Origin of the sequence: Paenibacillus psychroresistens, from assembly GCF_009728935.1 — a bacterium.
GTDB lineage: Bacteria > Bacillota > Bacilli > Paenibacillales > NBRC-103111 > Paenibacillus_AC > Paenibacillus_AC psychroresistens.
In genome coordinates, this window is sequence record NZ_CP034235.1 from 6,746,590 (window position 1) to 6,765,564 (window position 18,975).

The window sequence follows — 18,975 nt, forward strand, 5'->3', positions numbered from 1 at the left end:
TAAACAATCTCTTATATTATGCTTTAACCCATGCATCATTATCATAGCCGCGAACTTCCCAATATCCAAAGTGATCTTCTTCAATAAGCTCGATACCCTGCAGCCATTTCACAGATTTATAGGCAAACATTTGGGGGACAATCAGTCTGACAGGCCCGCCTAAATCAGCTGATATCGGCTTGCCATCGTGCATGACAGCAATCATGATATCTTCACCTTTGGCTACATCAAGTGATAAGCAATCCGTATAAACCCCATCCCCTGAGTAAAATTTGACGAATTTACCTTTGCTTTGCACTCCAGCCATTTCGAGCATTGCCGACAAAGGAATACCTTCCCATGTATTGTGATATACCGACCAACCTGTCACGCAATGAAAATCACTAACCTGCACCTTGCGCTTAAGCTCCAAGAACTGTGCCCAATTGAATTCCAATGGCTTATCTACAAGGCCTTTAACATAGAAATTCCAGGTTTCCGAGTGGAATTTAGGAATCGGCGTAACCGTATAGATCCGGAATCTGCCTTCCGCACCACCGCCAATGACAGCTACTGAATCTGCAAGCGGAACAGGTGCCAACCGGAGAGGACTTCCATCTGCTTCTGTTAGAACTCCTCCTACATCTCCACTACCGATATTCAGCACATTCGAGCTTAACCATTTAATGAACATCGGCCCAACAATGATAACTGTACCTACGCCAACACCCCAACGTAAAAACTCGCGTCGAGTATAAAAAGGTTTTCCGGTTATCACTGGCCGAATAACTTCAATTTTGCCATTTTCAGTAATGATGATCTGTTCCTCAGCTTTGATAGTCCGCTTGGTAGGTTCTTTTACCCAACGTGATCTTGTAATCGAATGAAAAAGTGCATAAGGAATTCCGACCCAAGTGAAAATATCATGGATAGCCAATGCCGCCGTATTCCAACGCGGTGTAAATTCTCTGCCCTGCCATAAGATAATCCCAGAGATAATCCAACCAACCAGCAGAAATAAGACAACGCTTAAATTAAATTTCTGTCCCGGCTTATTACGCAGCTGTTTGAGATGCTTGCGCATTCTAGGCAGGTAAATAATCAGTAAAATCGTCGACAAAACTCCTGCCCAGATGTGAATCTGCTTCAACCAAACTCGACCTGCGCCCAAATCTCCACGAATTGAACCAATGCTTAAGACAATCCCGGAAATGGTCAATAACACGATTACCCAAGCGTTCCATTTGTGCAATTGCACTAAAAATTTGCCTATTGGCGGCTTCAGCCATTTTTTCCATGTGCTCATTGATTTAGCTCCTCTCCAAATGGACCTTCGGTAATGTGAACCAGAAACGGCTGCCTTGTCCTTTAACACTTTCCACACCGACACGGCCTCCATGAAGCTCGATCATCGATTTGGCAATTGCTAGACCTAATCCGGCTCCTCCGCTATGTCGATTACGTGATTTATCCGTGCGGTAGAATCGTTCGAATAGCTGTGTTTGCTCCATCTCGCCTATGCCTTCACCTTGGTCTGCAATGGAGACTTCAATGAATTGATCCTGCTGTGGTGTTACTGTAATTTCAATATGACTCTCATCTGGTGCGTAACGAATCGCATTTTCTAACAAATTTGCAAATACGCGTTTGATTTTGAATGGCATGATCTGTACAAAAGGCGAATCATCCGGCATATGCACCGATACCTGCAGCTTTTTCTGCTCGAATTGGATAGCAAAGCTTTTTAGCTTCTCTACGATCAAGTCTTCTAATGGATAAAGCTCGGGTTGGAATTCCTCAACACCTGCATCCAAGCGAGAAAGCTCGAACAAATCATTGATCAAATGCCCCAAACGAATCGATTCCGTCTGAATCGTGCCCAGGTATTTCTGATAGGTTTCCTTATCTTCCACAACACCATCCTGAAGTGCTTCTACATAAGATTGAATTGAAGCAAGCGGGGTTCGCAAATCATGTGAAACATTGGCTATCAGTTCACGACGAGAGACTTCAGAATCTCTTAGCCGATTAAAGCTCAATTCCAGATGTGAGCTCATTTCATTAAACTGGTTAGCCATTTTCTTGAATTCAACGGGTCCAACAACCGGCACCTGAGCATGATAATTACCTAGGGCAATTTTCTTTGATTCAGCAACTATCAGCCGCATCGATCTCTCCAAAGGCCGGATCATCAGGAAATGCAAGAGCACGGATAATACGCCAACTGAAAAGGTAATCGTTGAAATCAAGATAAACTGGCGAGTATTAAGCAGCATTTTATCATAGCTGACGAAGAGAAAGATAAGTAGGAAAACTATACTGACTGCATTGGCAATTAATAAATAAGTGCGCAGCTTCATATTTGTACCTTCTCAGCGAATTTATAACCGATGCCCCAGACTGTTTTGATGAAATGCGGTTCAGAGGGATTTGCTTCAATCTTCTCCCGCAAGCGGCGAATATGAACCGTAACCGTTGTCGTATCACCTTCAAAATCTATATCCCATACCTTATTAAGCAGTTGATTACGCGAAAATACTTGATTGGGATGGCACGCCAAAAGGTAGAGCACATCAAATTCCTTAGCCGTAAGCTCGATATCTTTAGTTAAATCAGATACTCGTCTTTGCTCCGGATAAATCGTCAAGCCTTCAAAATAAAGCGTTTCAGCTATTGTAGCTTTGGCTGGTACCGCGTTCATCTGGCTTCTTCGTAATATATTTTTAACCCGCAGCACTAATTCTCGTGGACTAAACGGCTTTGTAATGTAATCATCTGCCCCCATGGTTAGGCCTAATAATCGATCCGGCTCATCACCTCTAGCGGTTAACATAATAATCGGCACTTCTTGTTGATCTCGGATCTCTTGGCAAACCTGCCAACCGTTTTTTCCTGGCATCATTAAATCCAGAATTATAAAGTGAGGCTGGTGGATTCTCCATAACTCAAGTGCTTGAATCCCATCATTAGCGACTAGAACCTTATACCCCTCCCGCTCCAGGTACCTTCGACATACATCCGTAATATTCGTCTCATCGTCCGCTACCAGAATCGTTTGGTTCATGTTCTCATCGCCTCCAATCTATAGAAGAAGTATAAACCATACACCTTAATTTAAACTAACAAATAGATTACAAAAGTCTTACATGAAGTTTTATATGCTTTATTCAGGAAAGTTTTGCAGAACTATCTTCCCAATAGTGTGTCCCGATTCAAGCTTTTGATGGACCAGTCGCAGATTCTCAGCATTAATGGGTTCGATACATTCCACTAGTGTAGTGCGGATCTTACCGGCATCGACCATTTTTGCTACACGTTCCAGCAGTTTATGCTGCTCTTCCATATCATCGGTTTTATACATGGCTCGGGTAAACATATACTCCCAAACAAATGTGGCGCTTTTGCCAAAAAGCGGCTGGAGGTTTACAGGCTCTCCCATGCCAACAATCGAGCAAATCTTGCCTTGAGGAGCGATAGCCTCCGCCATGTGGCTCCAATGCTGAGCTGTATTATTTAAACAAAAAATATAATCGACTTGCTCAATGCCACGCTTCTTCAACTGCGGCATAAAAGGCTCATGGTGGTTAATCACATAATCGGCACCCAGCTGCTTTACCCACTCAATTGATTCTGGTCGAGAAGCTGTTGCAATAATATTTAATCCAGCCATACCTGCCAATTGAATCGCAATAGATCCTACTCCACCTGCGGCTCCAATGATCAAAATCGACTTTTCCTCGTTCCCGTCGGGATGATGAGAAATATTCAAACGATCATAAAGCGCTTCCCAGGCAGTAATAGTAGTAAGTGGCAGTGCCGCTGCTTCGGCGAAGCTTAATGATTTCGGCTTATGCCCCACAATACGCTCATCAACAAGATGGAATTCACTATTTCCACCTGGTCGTATGACACTTCCTGCATAATAAACCTCATCTCCTGGTTGAAATAACGTACAATCTGGTCCAACCCGTTCCACTATCCCTGCAACATCCCAACCGAGAATACGCGGAGCTTCTTCTACTTTATCTTTTGGCGCGCGAATTTTGGTATCTACAGGGTTTACTGATATAGCTTTAACTTGCACCAATAAATCCCGATTGCTAGGTAACTGCGGCTTTTCAATTTCAACATCAATTAAACTCTCAGGATTATCAATCGGCAAATATTTGTACAGACCTATGGCTTTCATCATTTGTTTAGAAGATTTCATGGTTATGTTCCTTTCGATTGCTTATATAAGTTCAACTTTAATTATAGGGTATTTAAAGGTTAGATGTAACTTGATCTTTATTTATAACCCAAGAGTTATGTCCATATCCTGCATATTGTAATTTATCTAATACGTAAGGTGGTGAATTCCATGAGCGCATTCGTAGGTACTTCTACTGCAATGATTTTGGTTTTGTACATTTTATTAGTTATCATTTTAAGTGCAGGTTTCTTTATATAATTTTTCACTACAAAAAAGAACCTCATATGAAAAGAGGTTCTTTTTGTATTTGTTGAGATTCACTATGGATTATCCCATATAGATCATATAAATGGCAGCAGCCCACATAACAACTGCGGAAATTTTGTTGAACGATTTAATAATTGCGCCTGATTTATCTCTCAGCCCAACAAACCGTCCCAAAATCGCTAAACTAAAAAACCAAGTCCAAGACACCATTATACAAGCTGCGGTAAAAGCAATCTTTGCATATCCCGAGTAGCTTAATGAGCTTACCCCAACAATACCGATCGTATCTAGAATAGCATGGGGGTTCAATAAGGAAATCATTACGGTAAAGCTAATTGTCTTCGCCAGACTTATGGGTTCGACTGCATTTGAGGAGGGGCTTGGTGACTTACTGCGCCATGTGATAATGCCCATATAAACAAGAAATAGGCATCCTGCAATAATCAAAGCGGTTTTCATCCAAGCAAAGCTAAGCACAATAACCGATACACCAAGAACTGCCAGCAATATCAATAAAGTGTCACAAATGCCAGCTGTTACTACTATCGGCAATACTCTCTAAATCGCTGCTTAACAGCTCCTTGACTGAAAATAAAAAAATTCTGAATTCCTAAGGGAATAATTAGTCCAAAAGCCAGAATAAAACCGTGAAGATAAGCGTGGAATAACATGATTCAGGGAATCTCCTTTTAGTTTATAATAGATCTAGAGGTGATGAAAATGAGTCTTCAAGGAGAAATTGTTTATATTATCTTTTGGATCATAATCCTTGCCGCTCCTATTATAACAGGAATTCGCCGATATTGGATCGCTGCAGCTATTTATTTGATCGGATCTTTGCTATTTGTAGTGAATCTACTTCAGGATAAAGGCGGCTGGGATGATCTGGCTGATTTCGCAACCTTATTAGTTATAGTGCTGCCCATATATCTAGTAGGTACTGTGGTTTGGATTTGGTCGGCTCAACGCCGAAAACGAAGTAGGTAGCTTGCCTCCATCCAACATGTTACAATAGCGCTTAAGGGAGTGAGCTAATCTTATGGCAATTGAAATCAATATTCAAGAAACACCGAATCCGAATTCGATCAAGGTAAATACGAATCAAACTTTATTTGAAGGTCCACGGAGTACATCTCTAAAAGCAGGGGATGAAACCGATCATCCGTTGGCTAAGGCTTTATTGAGCATTGAAGGCATTGATAACATATTTGGGATCAAGGACTTCGTTACTATCAGTAAAAAAGCGGATACATCCTGGGATGCCATTCTTCCGCAAGTGGAAGAGGCTTTCAAGATTGTTTACGCCTGAGTGACTTAGTTTTGGAACTCGATCCACGTCGTATGTAAAATAGACATAAACCAGCTGCACACTACATGCGGCTGGTTTATGTTGATTCGGGTCTATCGTACCTATTAATTTAGCATTGGTTAAGAAGATGTTACAGTACCGAATGCGGTTATTGTTCCAACAACTTTGCAAGCTCGCTACTCCAATTACCCCAGCCATACTTAGCGCCTTCGAGTCCTTGAACATTTGAGAATCCGATTTGTTCGAGATGAAGGTTAACCTTCCCGTCCCCTAAATCCTGCAGCGTCCAGTTGACCGTGTGCGTCTCACCGCTGGCAAAAGTATAGGACAACCGGTTTGGCGGATCCACGATTAGCACTTCACCCTCAATAACTCCACTCCAATATTCGGTCGGCTGAGTGCGAAACTGAAAACGGTGTCCTACGACGGGCTTAAAATCATTTTCCATGATCCACTTGGCAAGCTTGCTTGAATCGGTAAGGGCGGACCAAACCTTCTCAATTGATGACGTATACTGATAATCCAATGATAATGTTAAACTCATTCTTCTTCCTCCTCTAATAGTTGGTTCAAGCGAAACATATTCGTACTCCAAAACTTGCTGTAGAAAGCCACCCAATCTTGAATTTCTCTGAGCGGCGAGGCGTTTAGCCTAAATCGCGTTTCTCTGCCTACTTTTCGGTCAAGTATCAGTCCTGCCTCTTTAAGAATTGTTAAATGCTTGGATACCGCTGTACGGCCCATTTGAAACTGTGCCGTTAATTCATAAAGCGGCATCTCCTCTACCTCTGCTAATAGACGAATTAGTCGGCGCCTAGTTGGATCTGCAATCGCGTCAAACACATCCCGATGCTGGTTGTTCTCACTCACAAGACCCTCTCCTTAATTATAACCAAGGGACTGCCGTTAATTTCACCACCTCTTTAAAGTACGCGGTTCTTCGGACGTAGCGCCTATGAGGCGATAATTAGACACCATTAGGTGACACGTTTATTATAGGACACCATTTGATGTCATGTCAACAACATTTTTAAACTCTACTAATTAGTTAATAAACAAAAAAACGCCGAAAGCCCCATCAAGGAGGCAATCGACGGAGCCACAACTGATTTATTGTTAAAGATTCTCAGCCGGAGCAGTTTTCACTGCAGCACTTGGAACAATTAAACGTTCATTGCTCATATATAATACGAAGACGATGGCCAGCCCAGCAGGAACTAAAGCCCAAACGAAGGTATGAGCAATAGATGTAGATAATGCCGCCGTAATCTTCTCCAGTACCGGAGCCGGAATCTTCGCTCTTCCAGCCTGTGAGAGCATTTCTCGCGGGTCACCAATGGCGGTGCTAGCTGCTGCATTACCTTCCCCAGCAAAAGATTCAGTCAATCGATTAGTGAAAATGTTGCGTTGAATGATTCCAAAAATCGTAATCCCAATTGTCATTCCAAAGGATCGAACAAACGCCATCGCCGAGTTGGCGGCACCGCGTTGGTCTGTATCAAAATGATGAATCGCTGAATTGCCTAACACAGAGAATGAAGCCCCTATTCCCAATCCAGTGATGATCATATAAAGAGTGACCATGTACCGTGGTGTTTCCGTACTCAAAGTTGTGAGCAGGATGATTCCTATTAACAGCAGCACGGAGAATGGCAGCATAAGATTGCGATAGCTATATTTATTCATCAGTATACCGCCGCCCGCCGCCGTTACAACAGAGCTCAGCATCATCGGCAGCAGGATTAGCCCTGAGTTTGTAGCTGTCCCCCCAAAGACACCTTGAATGTATAGCGGAATAAACACCGCTGCTGTGATAAACGCGGCTCCGGAGAATAATCCCACCAAGGTACTTCCTGCAAATAACCGATTCCTAAACATGTTAAATGAAATAATCGGCTCTTCTACCTTCGACTCAATAAACAAAAAGGTTATCAGTAAAATTGCGAACACAGCGAATAATCCAAGTATTTGCGCTGAATCCCAAGCGTACTTATTACCGCCAAGCTCGATGGCAAACATTAGAGAAACGATAGCTCCAACAAGTGTAGTCGCTCCCCACCAATCGATTTTTTGTCTCGCATGCTGCAAGGATTCTTTATAGAAGAATGCAACGAAGATAAAGGCAACTAAACCAATCGGCAGATTAACATAGAATATCCAGTTCCAGCCAATATAATCAGTGATATATGCACCTAGCAAGGGTCCAAAAATACTCGAGAGTCCAAATACAGCTCCAAACATCCCACCCATCTTGCCACGTTGCTCAGGTTCAATAATATCAAAGAGGATCGTAAATGCGATTGGAATCAATGCCCCTCCGCCAATCCCTTGAATCGCCCGATAAATACTAAGCTCCACTATGCTATTTGCTGATCCGCACAGCACAGAACCCAGCAAAAACATCAGCAATCCAAAAATGAAAAACCGTTTGCGTCCAAACATATCAGATAACTTCCCGAAAATCGGCATGCCTGCCATTTCAGCAACCATATAGGCAGAGGTAACCCAAACGAATTTATCCAGCCCGCCAAGCTCCCCTACAATCGTCCCCATTGCAGTTGCAACAATTGTGTTATCAATGGATGCTACAAAGATTCCTAGCAATAAACCTGCAATTACAATACCCAATCTGCTCTTTTTTACTGCCATAAACCATCAACTCCTTTATTAATCTGATTATTATGTTATAATCTTAGTATTAATGAATACTTACTTCATTAATTATCTTATTCAGATAAATAACTTAATAAACTAAGATATATTTCATATTAGTCGGAGGTAATATTTATGTCAAGCATAAATTCAGAGCGATCTCAATTGATTGATCACTTAATCGGGCAATTAAAACTATCCAGTACAAGAGGCATATTATTCCACCAGACACTAGCTGACTTTCTTGGTTTGAATATTACCGACCACAAATGCTTGGGCTTCCTGCTAGAAGAAGGTCCCCAAACTGCAGGCAAGCTTGCCGAGCTGACGGGTCTAACTACAGGGGCCGTCACAGGTGTAATCGATCGTCTCGAAAAAGCTGGTTATGTGAATCGGGAGAAGGATCCGCATGATCGCAGACGTGTGATGATAGCTCCAGCTATGGATAGCCAAGCAAGAATGGGCAAGCTTTTCTTATCCCTCTATGAATCATCTGTCCAAATGAGCAGTCAATATACAGACCAGGAGCTTAATGTTATTCTGCGATTCATTACCGAGAGCAGTCAAATGATGCTTCAAGAAACAGACAAATTAAAACAATTAATCGAAACTAAACCAAGCGAATAGCTTCAAATTACTCTAGCTTACGAATTAACAATTTTATTAAAAGAGTTCACCGTTATAACATAATAAAAAAGATAAATGATTATATAGGCTGTCACAGATAGTACAATGGGGAAAGCGTAGTTAAAAGTAATTAAATTAATACTTAATAATGCTTTTAGAATCATTGTACTATGCACGATCCCCACAGCCAGCGGGAGTCCAAAAACAAACAAGGTTTGTTTTGCTACAGAATTCCTGATTTCTTTTTTACTAACTCCGATCTTCCGTAGAATTTCATAACGCCTTTTATCCGAGTGTGCCTCTGTCAGCTGTTTAAAGTAAATCATGCTCCCTGTTGCCGCTAGAAAAACCAAGCCCAAAAATCCTAGCATAAAAATACCTAAGCCTGCATCCTCGAGATTATGTCTATAGATACTATAGTAAGCAGTTACCTTGGCACCCTCTCTATCCAAATCCTTCAATTGAGCGGATACTGTACTTGCAGATTCCTCATTGGCTACTTTGTAAACCTTATAAGTAATTGGCGGAACTTGCTTAGCCATCTCTGCATAAAGCCCATCACTGACGATAACGAGAAAATCGGGGTAGCTCCAGCTTAGCACCCTATCTTTCAACAAAGTAACAAAGGAAATAGCTTGTTCACCTTGAGGCAGTTTTATGTTAAGTGTAAATCCTCTAAAGTCCGCGCTAGAAAACGATGTATACAACGGTCGGATTATCGCTGCTTGCTCCCCTGTAAGCTCAATCTGCGTCTCTCTATCCAATGCTTTTGACATTAGATTAAATGTACTCCGGGAAATCAGCTTAAGTGGATTTTCATCCTCCTCCAGCACACTAGGTGGCAAAATCTCCAAATTGGATGAAGCAATCTTCGTCCTGATGACCGGAATATCGAGCTGTGCAGTAACTGGGTGCGCTTGATCCCCGGCAATAACCTTCTCCACCTGCTGATCAAATGCTTCATCTTGCGAAACAAACGTATAGCTAAAAGGTGATTCTTTATTTGCTTGCGTAGCCACATTAACATATTGGGTATAACCCACCGTAATAGCGCTTAAAGTTACCGCACTAAGCAAAGCAATTGTCGCTAACATTCTTGCATTTCCTTTAATGCGATATAACAATTGTGAAGTACCAATTAAGTTCATGCCCCGATAATAACGCGCCTTGTTTTTCTGCGCCATTCTCAGGAGGTAAATCGTCAACGAGCGGAATAATAATAAAGTCCCAATAATAATACAGACCATGAACAGTAAAAAATAAATCGCCAATCGTGCGGAGGTTTCCATCGGTTGAAAAACAAGCCAATAACTGAACGCGATTAGAATAATGGCAAGAACCGCAACAATTACGGAAGTTTTCGGTGCTTGTTCCCCCTCTTTTTCCGCTTGAAACAATTCGATTAGCTTAAACCGATAAATCACTCGATAGGATTGTATGGAGGTAAAGAGAATAACAATGGCAAAGACTATGGCTGTATTAATAATAGCTTGCCAAGATAGGCTAAAGCTTATTTCAATGGCTGAATCCAAGAGCTTAAGTAAGATCAATACAAACAATTTCGAGAGAATCGTTCCCAACACAATACCCACAAGGAGCGCAATGGAACCCATAATCAAATTCTCATAGAACAGCATGCTGCCAATGGTTTTCTTCCTTACACCTAGCAGAGAATATAAGCCTACCTCTTTCTTGCGCCTTTTGGTAAAAAAAGCATTGGAATATAGAACAAATACAGCGACAAACAAAATCAATATAACCGAGCCTTCCGTAAAAATAATGTTCATGGAGTCGGAAGCGGAAATGCTTTTCTGAATATCAGAGCTATATTTAAGCGCAACAAATGTATAATAGATCACCACACTGAGAATCATCGAAATAAAGTAAATCAGATAGCTTTTAAAATTGCCAATGACGTTTTTTTTCACCACATTAAATAACGTCATTCGAGCCACCTCCAAGCACGACTAATACATCCAATATTTTTCTGAAAAATTCCTTGCGTGAAATCTCACCCTTCACTAGCTCTGTGAACATTTTGCCATCTTTAATGAACAATACACGTTTACAATAACTTGCAGCAAAAGCGTCATGCGTAACCATCAATATGGTCGTTTGATTCCGCTCATTTAATCCTTTCAAGCTTTCCAACAAATCTGTGGCTGACTTAGAATCGAGCGAGCCCGTAGGCTCATCTGCCAAAATTAAGCGCGGGTTGGAAATAATCGCTCTGGATGCGGCTGTACGCTGCTTTTGGCCCCCAGAAATGTGGTAGGGATATTTATCAAGAATCGGACGAATCCCAAAGGTATCGGCAATTTCATCCACTCTACGTTCCATTTCCGCAACATTCATTCTGGCTAGAGCCAGCGGCAGCAGTATATTTTCCCTCACCGTTAATGTGTCCAGCAAATTGAAATCCTGAAAAATAAAACCAAGCTTATCGCGACGGAATGTGGATAGTTGCTCCTCTTTCATGCTTATAATACTTACTCCGTCAATCCGAATATCACCGGTTGTGGGCTGATCGATAGTCGCTAATAAATTAAGCAGAGTGGTTTTGCCAGACCCCGATGGCCCCATAATCGCGACGAATTCGCCTTCCTGAACATTTAAATCAATTTCATCCAATGCCGGAAAGACAATTCCCTTAGCACCGTATACTTTTTTAATTTGCTTAGCTTCAACAACATATTTCATCTTCATTTACCTCCACTACTGATTTCTGCTCTATGCATTCATACTACCATCCACAGAACTAACCAACCATCGAATCAGCTTACAGCTTGTGGATTAAACCTTACATTTTTGTCACGTCTGTGCTACCATCCTTGTATTAGGAGGGATGATTATGAAGATCATGATTGTAGAGGATGAGCCTACTATTCGCGATATGGTAGGAGAAGCACTCGGTAAATGGGGTATTGAAGCCGTATTAACCATTGATTTCGAGCAGGTACTGCAGCTATTCTTGACTGAAAAACCTCATCTAGTGCTAATGGATATCAATTTACCGGCTTATGATGGATTTTACTGGTGCAATAAAATTAGAGAGGTTTCCAAAGTACCTATAATCTTCCTCTCCTCACGCAACACACCGATGGATATGGTCATGTCGATGAATATGGGCGGAGATGATTTCATTCAGAAGCCCTTTTATACAGATGTACTGGTCGCCAAAATTAACGCATTATTAAGGAGAACCTACTCTTACGCCGAGATAGAATCCCAAGCGTTAGAGCATGACGGCATATTCCTTAATCTGCTGGAGGGCAACATGTTCTCAGGTGAGCAAAAAGTCGAGCTTTCCAAAAACGAATTTAAAATTCTCTTGCTGCTGATGCAGCATAAAGGCGTCATTGTGAGCCGTGAAAAAGTCATGCGCAGCTTGTGGGAGGATGAAAGCTTTGTTGACGATAATACGCTAACCGTCAATATGACAAGACTGCGTAAGAAGCTTGCGGAGCTTGGCAAAGAGAGCTTCATCAGCACCAAGAAAGGACAAGGGTATATGATCCTATGAGCTTTATTCGCTATGTTTTGGATAAACGGTATTTTCTTGTCTTATATGTTGTACTAATGCTCTTCGTTTCATTAATTATGCTGGTAAGCGTCAATCACCAGCATGCTATTAATAATCTGCTATACACGAATATTACTTGTCTCTTTTTTGTCTGCTGCTACTTGACTGCTGGTTACTATTACCGCAATTCCTACTATGATAAGCTGAAAAAGCTGATAGCGAATACACATGAAGACACTGCCACCGCATTGCCTGAACCACAAAATTATGAGCAAGCACTTTACATAGACCTGCTAAAAAAGCTGCATTCCGAGCACTCCAATCGGCTACAGAAATTGCATGCTGAAAAAAGAGATCATCAGGATTTTATCATGTCATGGATCCATGAAGTCAAGCTTCCCATTGCCTCAAGTCGGCTGCTAATGGAGCATAGTACGGGGAAATCAGTAGACTATATGGTTGATAAATTAGAGGACGAGCTGAATAAAATTGATAATTATGTCGAGCAAGCTCTCTATTACTCGCGAATTGATACGTTCTCCAAGGATTATTTCATTACCGAAACACTCTTGGATCAAATTATTAAAGAGAGTATTAAAAAATACGCCAAGCTATTTATCAATAAACGCATTCGTTTTAAAATGTATGAGACTCCACAATTTATCCAAACAGACAGCAAGTGGCTTGGTTTTATTATCGATCAAATCATAGCTAATGCATTAAAATATACAGGGGATGGCGGCGAAATTCTGATTAGCTTTGAGGAGGACCAGCTAGAAAAAAGGTTGCTGCTCATAGATTCAGGAATTGGTATTAAACCAGAGGATATCCAGCGTGTTTTTGAGAAAGGATTTACAGGCTCGTCTGGGAGAAGTTTTACCAAATCAACTGGGATGGGACTATATTTGGCTTTGCAATTATCCATTAAGCTTGATCATAGACTATCTATTCAATCGGAGGAAGGTAAATACACTAAGCTGATCATTCATTTCCCGAAAATTAGAAATTACTTCAATATGTAAGTGAACTATCTAGTTTGTAATTTAAACGTCTGTTACCTTTTTTTCAAAATTAGCTGGATCCTTGAGAATTATTTTTTTCTGATCCACAGTAATAAAGCCTTCCTCTTGAAGCTCCTGCAATATCTTAGAAGCTGTTTCGCGAACAGCACCTACCAGATCAGCAATTTGTTGATGAGTCAGCTTCAAATTAATCTGCATTTCACCATTTGCTAATAAAGTACCATGTTCCTTGGAAAGACGTAGTAATATTTTTAAAATTCGTTCGCGTGCATTCAGAAAAGTAAGATCTTGAATTTGTTCATTGGCATTACGCAGGCGCTCCATCGTAAACCATAACATCTGCAAGGCCATTTTATTATTCTTAACCAACAGCTGCTCAAAGTCACGTCTTCTCAGCACATAGAGATCAGTAGCCTCTAACGTTTCCGCTGTAGCGGATCGCAGGAGACCAGGTTTGATTAATGCCATTTCGCCGAAATAATTACCTTCACGGATAAAAGCAAGAATTACGGTTTTAGCTCCGTCAAAGCTGTATATTTTGACAAGCCCTGATTCTATAATATAGAATTCGTCCCCCTCATCACCTTCAAAGAAAATGATTGAACCCTTTTTCACTCTTCTTTTTTGAAACAAGGGTATGGTAGATTCCAAATATCCAGCATCAAGATCCTGCAAAAAGGGGAGTGTTCTCAGAACTGCTTTTATATCCCTTTCCATTTATACAATCTCCTTTTCCCTTGAAAAACACAAATCCCTGCTTGAGAGTACCTCCTTAATAAATAAGGTTTGATGATCTAACAAGGAAATGGTTTGATCTTTATCCAGCACTCTAATCACAGGTCTCGATGAATTCGTTTTGTTGATTTCCGTCACTATTCCGCTTACCCCATTCGTCAAACTTACTATAGTCCCAACCGGATAAGGTACAACGTTTCGCATAAAGGCTTGCACAATATGAATATCATAGGTTGTTTCTACTTTCGACATGATATACTCAATTCCTTCATGCGGAAGTCGATTTTTGTCAATTTCATTCACGTGATGATCAAAATCATTAGCAACTGCACAAATTTGCGCCATTTCTCTAATCTCTTTACCCTTCACTCCGAATGGAAAACCCGTACCATTGGTCTTCTCATGATGTTGCAATACCAAATGTGCGGCCATTAAAGGGATTTCCTGATGCTTGCGGATTATATCAAAACCTGCTTTGGGATGCTCATGATAGGGATCCTTAAGACCTGGCAATGCATACCCAATATCATGCAACATAGCACCTATACCAATTACACGCAGCTGCTCCACACTATAATCCAATGCTTTAGCCGTCAATACCGATAACATCGCAACATTGATACTATGATCCAATAAGTATCCTGTTCGTGTGCGAATATTCTTAGTCTGAATTAATGGATCTTGCTCTGCAACCAAGTAATTAACCATTTCCTCGCTGGTTTCAATCAATGATTTACTGTTGAAATTTCTCTTTTGTGTAATCTCTTCAAATGCATTATTCAAGGCAGAAATGGCTTTCATGCGAAATCTCATGCTATCTCCATCTTCGACTTGAATATCTTGGAAGCGTTCATCTTCTATGTATATGCCTTCGATCTGCAATCTTTTGAGTCCTTCAATTAATCTTGTCGTAACTATCATACCCTGCCGCAATACCAGCCGTCCATCTGCCGCATAGATATCCATTCCGATTCGATCACCTTCACGCACATCATCCGCTGTAACGAGTCTCACTTCATCCACCTCAAGATATAGTTCTAAGGTCACTGACCTTAATCAAATAGTAGCATAGCGATTTGTCTTATTCTGTAATCTCTATTACAAAACAAAGAAATAGGTCGGATAATGCAGACTAATGTGACTAAAGAAGGATATACAACTTTTTGATTAGGAGTTTGGTACCGTTTTCATTGGACGAACGATTTCTTATCTGCATTGGCTACTTAATTAAGTCATTTATTGTTGATCTTATCTGCTCCTCCGTCATAGTCCCAATTTTCTTTTTTGCGATATTCCCCGCTATAAAATCCAACTTGTTTCTCCTTTCATCTGATTATAATGGTAGATCCAAGCGCACAAAAACCCATGAAATTTTGAAATTTCACGGGTTTGCCGCTGGATTCAAAGCTTGATTTTATTCCAATACCTTAGCTATTACTTTGAAAACAAGTTATACAGAACCTGCGCTACTTGCGCTCTCGTAGTTACACCTTTAGGGTTAAGCTTTGAATCACTACCTGTGATAACTCCACTCTCAACAAGTATTTTGAATGCTTCTTGTGCATAGCCTGCAATTTGACTTGCATCTTTAAAGCTCGAAACTGTTGCACTTGTTTTATCTTGTGGAAGCTCACCTAGAACATCAAGGGCTTTATACAATAGTGTGAATAAATCTTGACGTGTAATCTGAGCATCTGGAGCGAATTTGTTGTTGCCTATACCTGCAGTAATTCCAAGTTTTTTGGCAGCTGCAAGGTAATTAGTATAATAGGTATTTCCTGCATCCGCATAATTATCGGATCCTACTGCTTCTTCCTTCACTCCATAGGCTTTCAATAATAAAGCAATGAATTGACCTCTGGTCACAGTAGCATTCGGGCTGTATTTATTCCCGCCTGTTCCGCTGGTAATTTCTCGTGCAGCTAGGAATCCTACTGCATTGCTGTACCAAGCTGAATCTGAGATGTCAGCAAAGGTTACTTTGTTATAGCCAATAATATATTTGGAGAAATGCGTTGTGCTAAAATCAACAGTTCCCGTTGCTGCGTTAAACTTGCCGCGAATAGTTTCCAATTCACCTGCATCAGTAACATAGTAGACGATGACAGAGTCTTGATCTTCTCCCGCTTTAAGCACATAAGGAACACTAATGCTTACACTGCCCCCGCCAAAGGTTGAGACATTGCTGCCTCCTGCAGTTACGGTAAAGTCATACACCGGTCTGTCTCCTAATACTTGCTTGCTTTCTTCTGATAGCTCTACCTTAGCAATTTTAATAATGATGTCACCTGAACCTGCTGCTGGATGGATACTTCCCGCTGCTTTTGAGTCAAAAGTGATCGTGCCAATTCCAAAGTCAATCTTAATGTCAGCTTTAGTGCTGCCTGTCAAATCACTGAATGTATTCGCTGGTAGTGTTAACTCAGACGATTTAGTATCAGCAGTCGCTGCAACCTTGAATACCACGGTAGTGGACTTGCCAGCAACTGCATCCTTCTTAGCGTTTTCTACTAGGGTTGTAACAGCTTCAGTAGATACTGATGCTGTAGTTGCTCCTGTAGCGGCATCCGTTTTTGAAGGTACTGCCAGTGTTCCACTAGTCGGAACAGCAGTCGGTACAGGTGTTGCAGTTGGAGTTGCGGTTGGTGTTCCACCTGTTCCAGGATCCCCATTTCCACCAGTTGAAGTGGAATAAGCTGGAACTACAACATCTACCGATTCGCTAGCTGCATATATTGGTGTGGTTGGTGCTACATTTTTTGTAACTCTATCTTTTCCAGATCCAGTTGAAACAGTAACCGGTCCATTATATCCTACCTTAGCCGCATATCTTACATTGTAAGTGCCTGGCGCTAAGTTAGTAATATTATCTCCTGTAACATACACATAATCAGTAACTGTAGAAAGCTTGTACTCTTGTCCAAATGCTACACCATTAATTTGTCCGTTATTGGCTGTGGATGAAGTAGGTGAAATACCTCTTAATCCTGTTGGTTTAGCTTCCAGCTTAGAAAAAATAGTTTTCAGAGCCGTTACATAATTCGCTTTGTTTAATCCTACTATACCATTATTATTAGCTGTTTCCTGAATGTTCGCCCAATTATACATCAATTCAGTGTGTCCAAGAATCGGAGCACTATTACCATCTTTATCTTTATTATCTTTATTATACGTAAATAGGTATGGAACCTGTGCTTTGTTTGCAACTACAGTTTTACCATCGTTGACATAACTCACATTATTAGAAGCTATATTATATTCTGTATTAATGTTAGTTAAATAAGTTTTAACTAGATCCACATACAAGTTTGCATAAGGATGATTCGTATCCCTGACTTGCAGAAAAGTACTATTATGCTGACCATTTACATCAAACACAGGTATTCCCACCGTTATTCCTGAGTCAAGCTTGGTATCCCAGAAATAAACCTTATCCACATTATACTTTTTCGCATATTCATTTACATATTTGATGATCGCTGATGTATTGGGGCACCAAGATCCACCGAATAGAATTGCATAATTCCCCTTAGTCTGCAACAGCTTAGTCAATTCGTGATAGGTTACATGTTCATATACAAGTGAGATATCATCGGCTTTAACAAAGACATCTTTGCCGACAGAAGCATCCTTGGCTTTATTAAATTCAGGTGCAATAAAATCCCAGTTATCAACTGAATTAAAAGTATTATATCCTGCAGTTTGGGCTTGTCCGAATACAGCCCTTAACTGAGCTTTATAAGTATCTACTGAACTAGCTGATGAGAAGTTACTATAATTATAGCTTGCCAAGCCTGCTGGACCATGTTTCTCCAAGTAGGAAACTATCGGAGCGCTAACATTATTCGAATCCTTATTATCTTTGTTGTAAACAAAGAGAAATGGGGAGGTGATTTTTTTTGCTGTTCCCGACCCTAGAATAGTAGAGTCTGTCGTGGTACCAGGTGATGTTACTACTTTGTTTGATCGCTTGGTATAAGTAACATCTGAAACTGTGTTAGTATTTAGGTTCGTTAAGTAAGTATTAACGAATTTCACATATACTTCTGCATAATCAAAATACTTATAAGTAGACGTTGTAACTCCCTTGTAAGTACTAGATGTTACTGTACTAAGTTCCTTGGTTTGTGCAATATCAAAATCTTTGCCATCTAGCTTAGTATCAAAGTTATAAATGGTTTTAACGCCATATTCTTTAGCCACTTGATTAATATATCCAATATCGGCTTGAGTTTCGTCGCTCCAAGCACCGCCAAAGAGTACAACATAGGTACCTTCGCTTCTTAATACTGTATCCAAATCCTCGATTGTTACTGTTTTAAAAACATGATTAGTATCCCCCAAATGTGGATACACATCACTGAAATAATCATAATGGCTAACACTTTTATTATACGTAGCACCAATGGGACTAAAGCTGCCAGCAGTAAGGCCAGCGGAACTAATTCCTTCAGATGCTTGAACATTAAGAACTGGTAAAAAAAGCGAAACTACCAAAAGTAGAGCCAAAATCTTCGCGTTAAATGCCTTAAATTTAATTTTCATTGTTTTCTCCCCAAACTTTCTAATTAATTATTATGTGTAAAATTGCATGTTAATTGCATCCGTCTTCTGAGACCTCTTCATCCGAAGAAGCTACTGGAACCGATTCTGCTTCAGGTTATATAGG

The 18,975-nt window shown here is 40.7% G+C and carries 17 protein-coding genes and 1 pseudogene; 5 read left to right on the forward strand and 13 right to left on the reverse strand.

Translation table 11 applies throughout. The features are described 5' to 3' along the window. Positions 1 to 16: 16 nt before the first annotated feature. The 5 genes and pseudogenes from EHS13_RS30410 to EHS13_RS30430 all read right to left on the reverse strand — a co-directional run bounded on the left by EHS13_RS30410 (position 17) and on the right by EHS13_RS30430 (position 5,109). A complete protein-coding gene (locus EHS13_RS30410) occupies positions 17 to 1,285 on the reverse strand; it encodes a molybdopterin-dependent oxidoreductase (RefSeq protein ID WP_155703969.1) in 1,269 nt (422 codons plus the stop codon). 4 nt (positions 1,286 to 1,289) lie between these two features. After that, the gene (locus EHS13_RS30415; RefSeq protein ID WP_155703970.1) at positions 1,290 to 2,339 is read right to left on the reverse strand and encodes a sensor histidine kinase; all 1,050 of its coding nucleotides are present in this window, start codon (positions 2,337 to 2,339) and stop codon (positions 1,290 to 1,292) included. Beyond that, positions 2,336 to 3,043 (reverse strand): response regulator transcription factor, encoded by a 708-nt coding sequence (locus EHS13_RS30420; protein WP_155703971.1) that lies wholly within the window; start codon positions 3,041 to 3,043, stop codon positions 2,336 to 2,338. The genes EHS13_RS30415 and EHS13_RS30420 overlap by 4 nt, the downstream gene beginning before the upstream one ends. A 99-nt stretch (positions 3,044 to 3,142) precedes the next feature. Then, a complete protein-coding gene (locus EHS13_RS30425; RefSeq protein WP_227013601.1) occupies positions 3,143 to 4,189 on the reverse strand; it encodes a zinc-binding alcohol dehydrogenase family protein in 1,047 nt (348 codons plus the stop codon). Between the two features lie 309 nt (positions 4,190 to 4,498). Further along, positions 4,499 to 5,109: pseudogene (locus tag EHS13_RS30430) on the reverse strand (LysE/ArgO family amino acid transporter). 49 nt (positions 5,110 to 5,158) lie between these two features. Here EHS13_RS30430 and EHS13_RS30435 point away from each other — a divergent pair. Both EHS13_RS30435 and EHS13_RS30440 read left to right on the forward strand, forming a co-directional pair. Next, a complete protein-coding gene (locus EHS13_RS30435; protein WP_155703972.1) occupies positions 5,159 to 5,425 on the forward strand; it encodes a hypothetical protein in 267 nt (88 codons plus the stop codon). 52 nt (positions 5,426 to 5,477) lie between these two features. Continuing rightward, on the forward strand, positions 5,478 to 5,747 hold the full coding sequence (locus EHS13_RS30440) for a NifU N-terminal domain-containing protein (RefSeq protein ID WP_155703973.1): 270 nt from the start codon (positions 5,478 to 5,480) through the stop codon (positions 5,745 to 5,747). Positions 5,748 to 5,895: 148 nt separating this feature from the next. Here EHS13_RS30440 and EHS13_RS30445 read toward each other — a convergent pair whose 3' ends face one another. From EHS13_RS30445 to EHS13_RS30455, 3 genes are all read right to left on the reverse strand, one after another. After that, complete coding sequence (locus EHS13_RS30445) at positions 5,896 to 6,291, reverse strand: SRPBCC family protein (RefSeq protein ID WP_155703974.1); 396 nt, start codon at positions 6,289 to 6,291, stop codon at positions 5,896 to 5,898. After that, positions 6,288 to 6,617 (reverse strand): ArsR/SmtB family transcription factor, encoded by a 330-nt coding sequence (locus EHS13_RS30450; RefSeq protein ID WP_155703975.1) that lies wholly within the window; start codon positions 6,615 to 6,617, stop codon positions 6,288 to 6,290. Before EHS13_RS30450 ends, EHS13_RS30445 begins: the two co-directional genes overlap by 4 nt. Positions 6,618 to 6,863: 246 nt before the next feature. Further along, the gene (locus EHS13_RS30455; RefSeq protein WP_155703976.1) at positions 6,864 to 8,396 is read right to left on the reverse strand and encodes an MDR family MFS transporter; all 1,533 of its coding nucleotides are present in this window, start codon (positions 8,394 to 8,396) and stop codon (positions 6,864 to 6,866) included. Between the two features lie 138 nt (positions 8,397 to 8,534). Here EHS13_RS30455 and EHS13_RS30460 point away from each other — a divergent pair, with 138 nt between their 5' ends. Then, complete coding sequence (locus EHS13_RS30460) at positions 8,535 to 9,026, forward strand: MarR family transcriptional regulator (protein ID WP_155703977.1); 492 nt, start codon at positions 8,535 to 8,537, stop codon at positions 9,024 to 9,026. A 17-nt stretch (positions 9,027 to 9,043) separates the two neighbouring features. Here EHS13_RS30460 and EHS13_RS30465 read toward each other — a convergent pair whose 3' ends face one another. Then, positions 9,044 to 10,972 carry an ABC transporter permease gene (locus EHS13_RS30465; RefSeq protein ID WP_155703978.1) on the reverse strand — a complete coding sequence of 643 codons (1,929 nt, stop codon included), beginning with the start codon at positions 10,970 to 10,972 and terminating at the stop codon, positions 9,044 to 9,046. Beyond that, complete coding sequence (locus EHS13_RS30470) at positions 10,959 to 11,726, reverse strand: ABC transporter ATP-binding protein (RefSeq protein ID WP_155703979.1); 768 nt, start codon at positions 11,724 to 11,726, stop codon at positions 10,959 to 10,961. The genes EHS13_RS30465 and EHS13_RS30470 overlap by 14 nt, the downstream gene beginning before the upstream one ends. Before the next feature lie 151 nt (positions 11,727 to 11,877). On the opposite strand from EHS13_RS30470, the gene EHS13_RS30475 reads away from it, so the two are divergent. Together EHS13_RS30475 and EHS13_RS30480 are read left to right on the forward strand one after the other, a co-directional pair. Then, positions 11,878 to 12,549, forward strand: a complete 672-nt coding sequence (locus EHS13_RS30475) for a response regulator transcription factor (RefSeq protein WP_155703980.1) — start codon at positions 11,878 to 11,880, stop codon at positions 12,547 to 12,549. Next, positions 12,546 to 13,571 (forward strand): sensor histidine kinase, encoded by a 1,026-nt coding sequence (locus EHS13_RS30480; RefSeq protein ID WP_155703981.1) that lies wholly within the window; start codon positions 12,546 to 12,548, stop codon positions 13,569 to 13,571. Before EHS13_RS30475 ends, EHS13_RS30480 begins: the two co-directional genes overlap by 4 nt. 21 nt (positions 13,572 to 13,592) lie before the next feature. Here EHS13_RS30480 and EHS13_RS30485 read toward each other — a convergent pair whose 3' ends face one another. The 3 genes from EHS13_RS30485 to EHS13_RS30495 all read right to left on the reverse strand — a co-directional run bounded on the left by EHS13_RS30485 (position 13,593) and on the right by EHS13_RS30495 (position 18,851). Continuing rightward, complete coding sequence (locus tag EHS13_RS30485; protein WP_155703982.1) at positions 13,593 to 14,288, reverse strand: Crp/Fnr family transcriptional regulator; 696 nt, start codon at positions 14,286 to 14,288, stop codon at positions 13,593 to 13,595. Continuing rightward, a complete protein-coding gene (locus tag EHS13_RS30490; RefSeq protein WP_155703983.1) occupies positions 14,289 to 15,353 on the reverse strand; it encodes an HD-GYP domain-containing protein in 1,065 nt (354 codons plus the stop codon). Positions 15,354 to 15,740: 387 nt separating this feature from the next. Beyond that, complete coding sequence (locus tag EHS13_RS30495) at positions 15,741 to 18,851, reverse strand: S-layer homology domain-containing protein (RefSeq protein ID WP_155703984.1); 3,111 nt, start codon at positions 18,849 to 18,851, stop codon at positions 15,741 to 15,743. Positions 18,852 to 18,975: the final 124 nt, after the last annotated feature.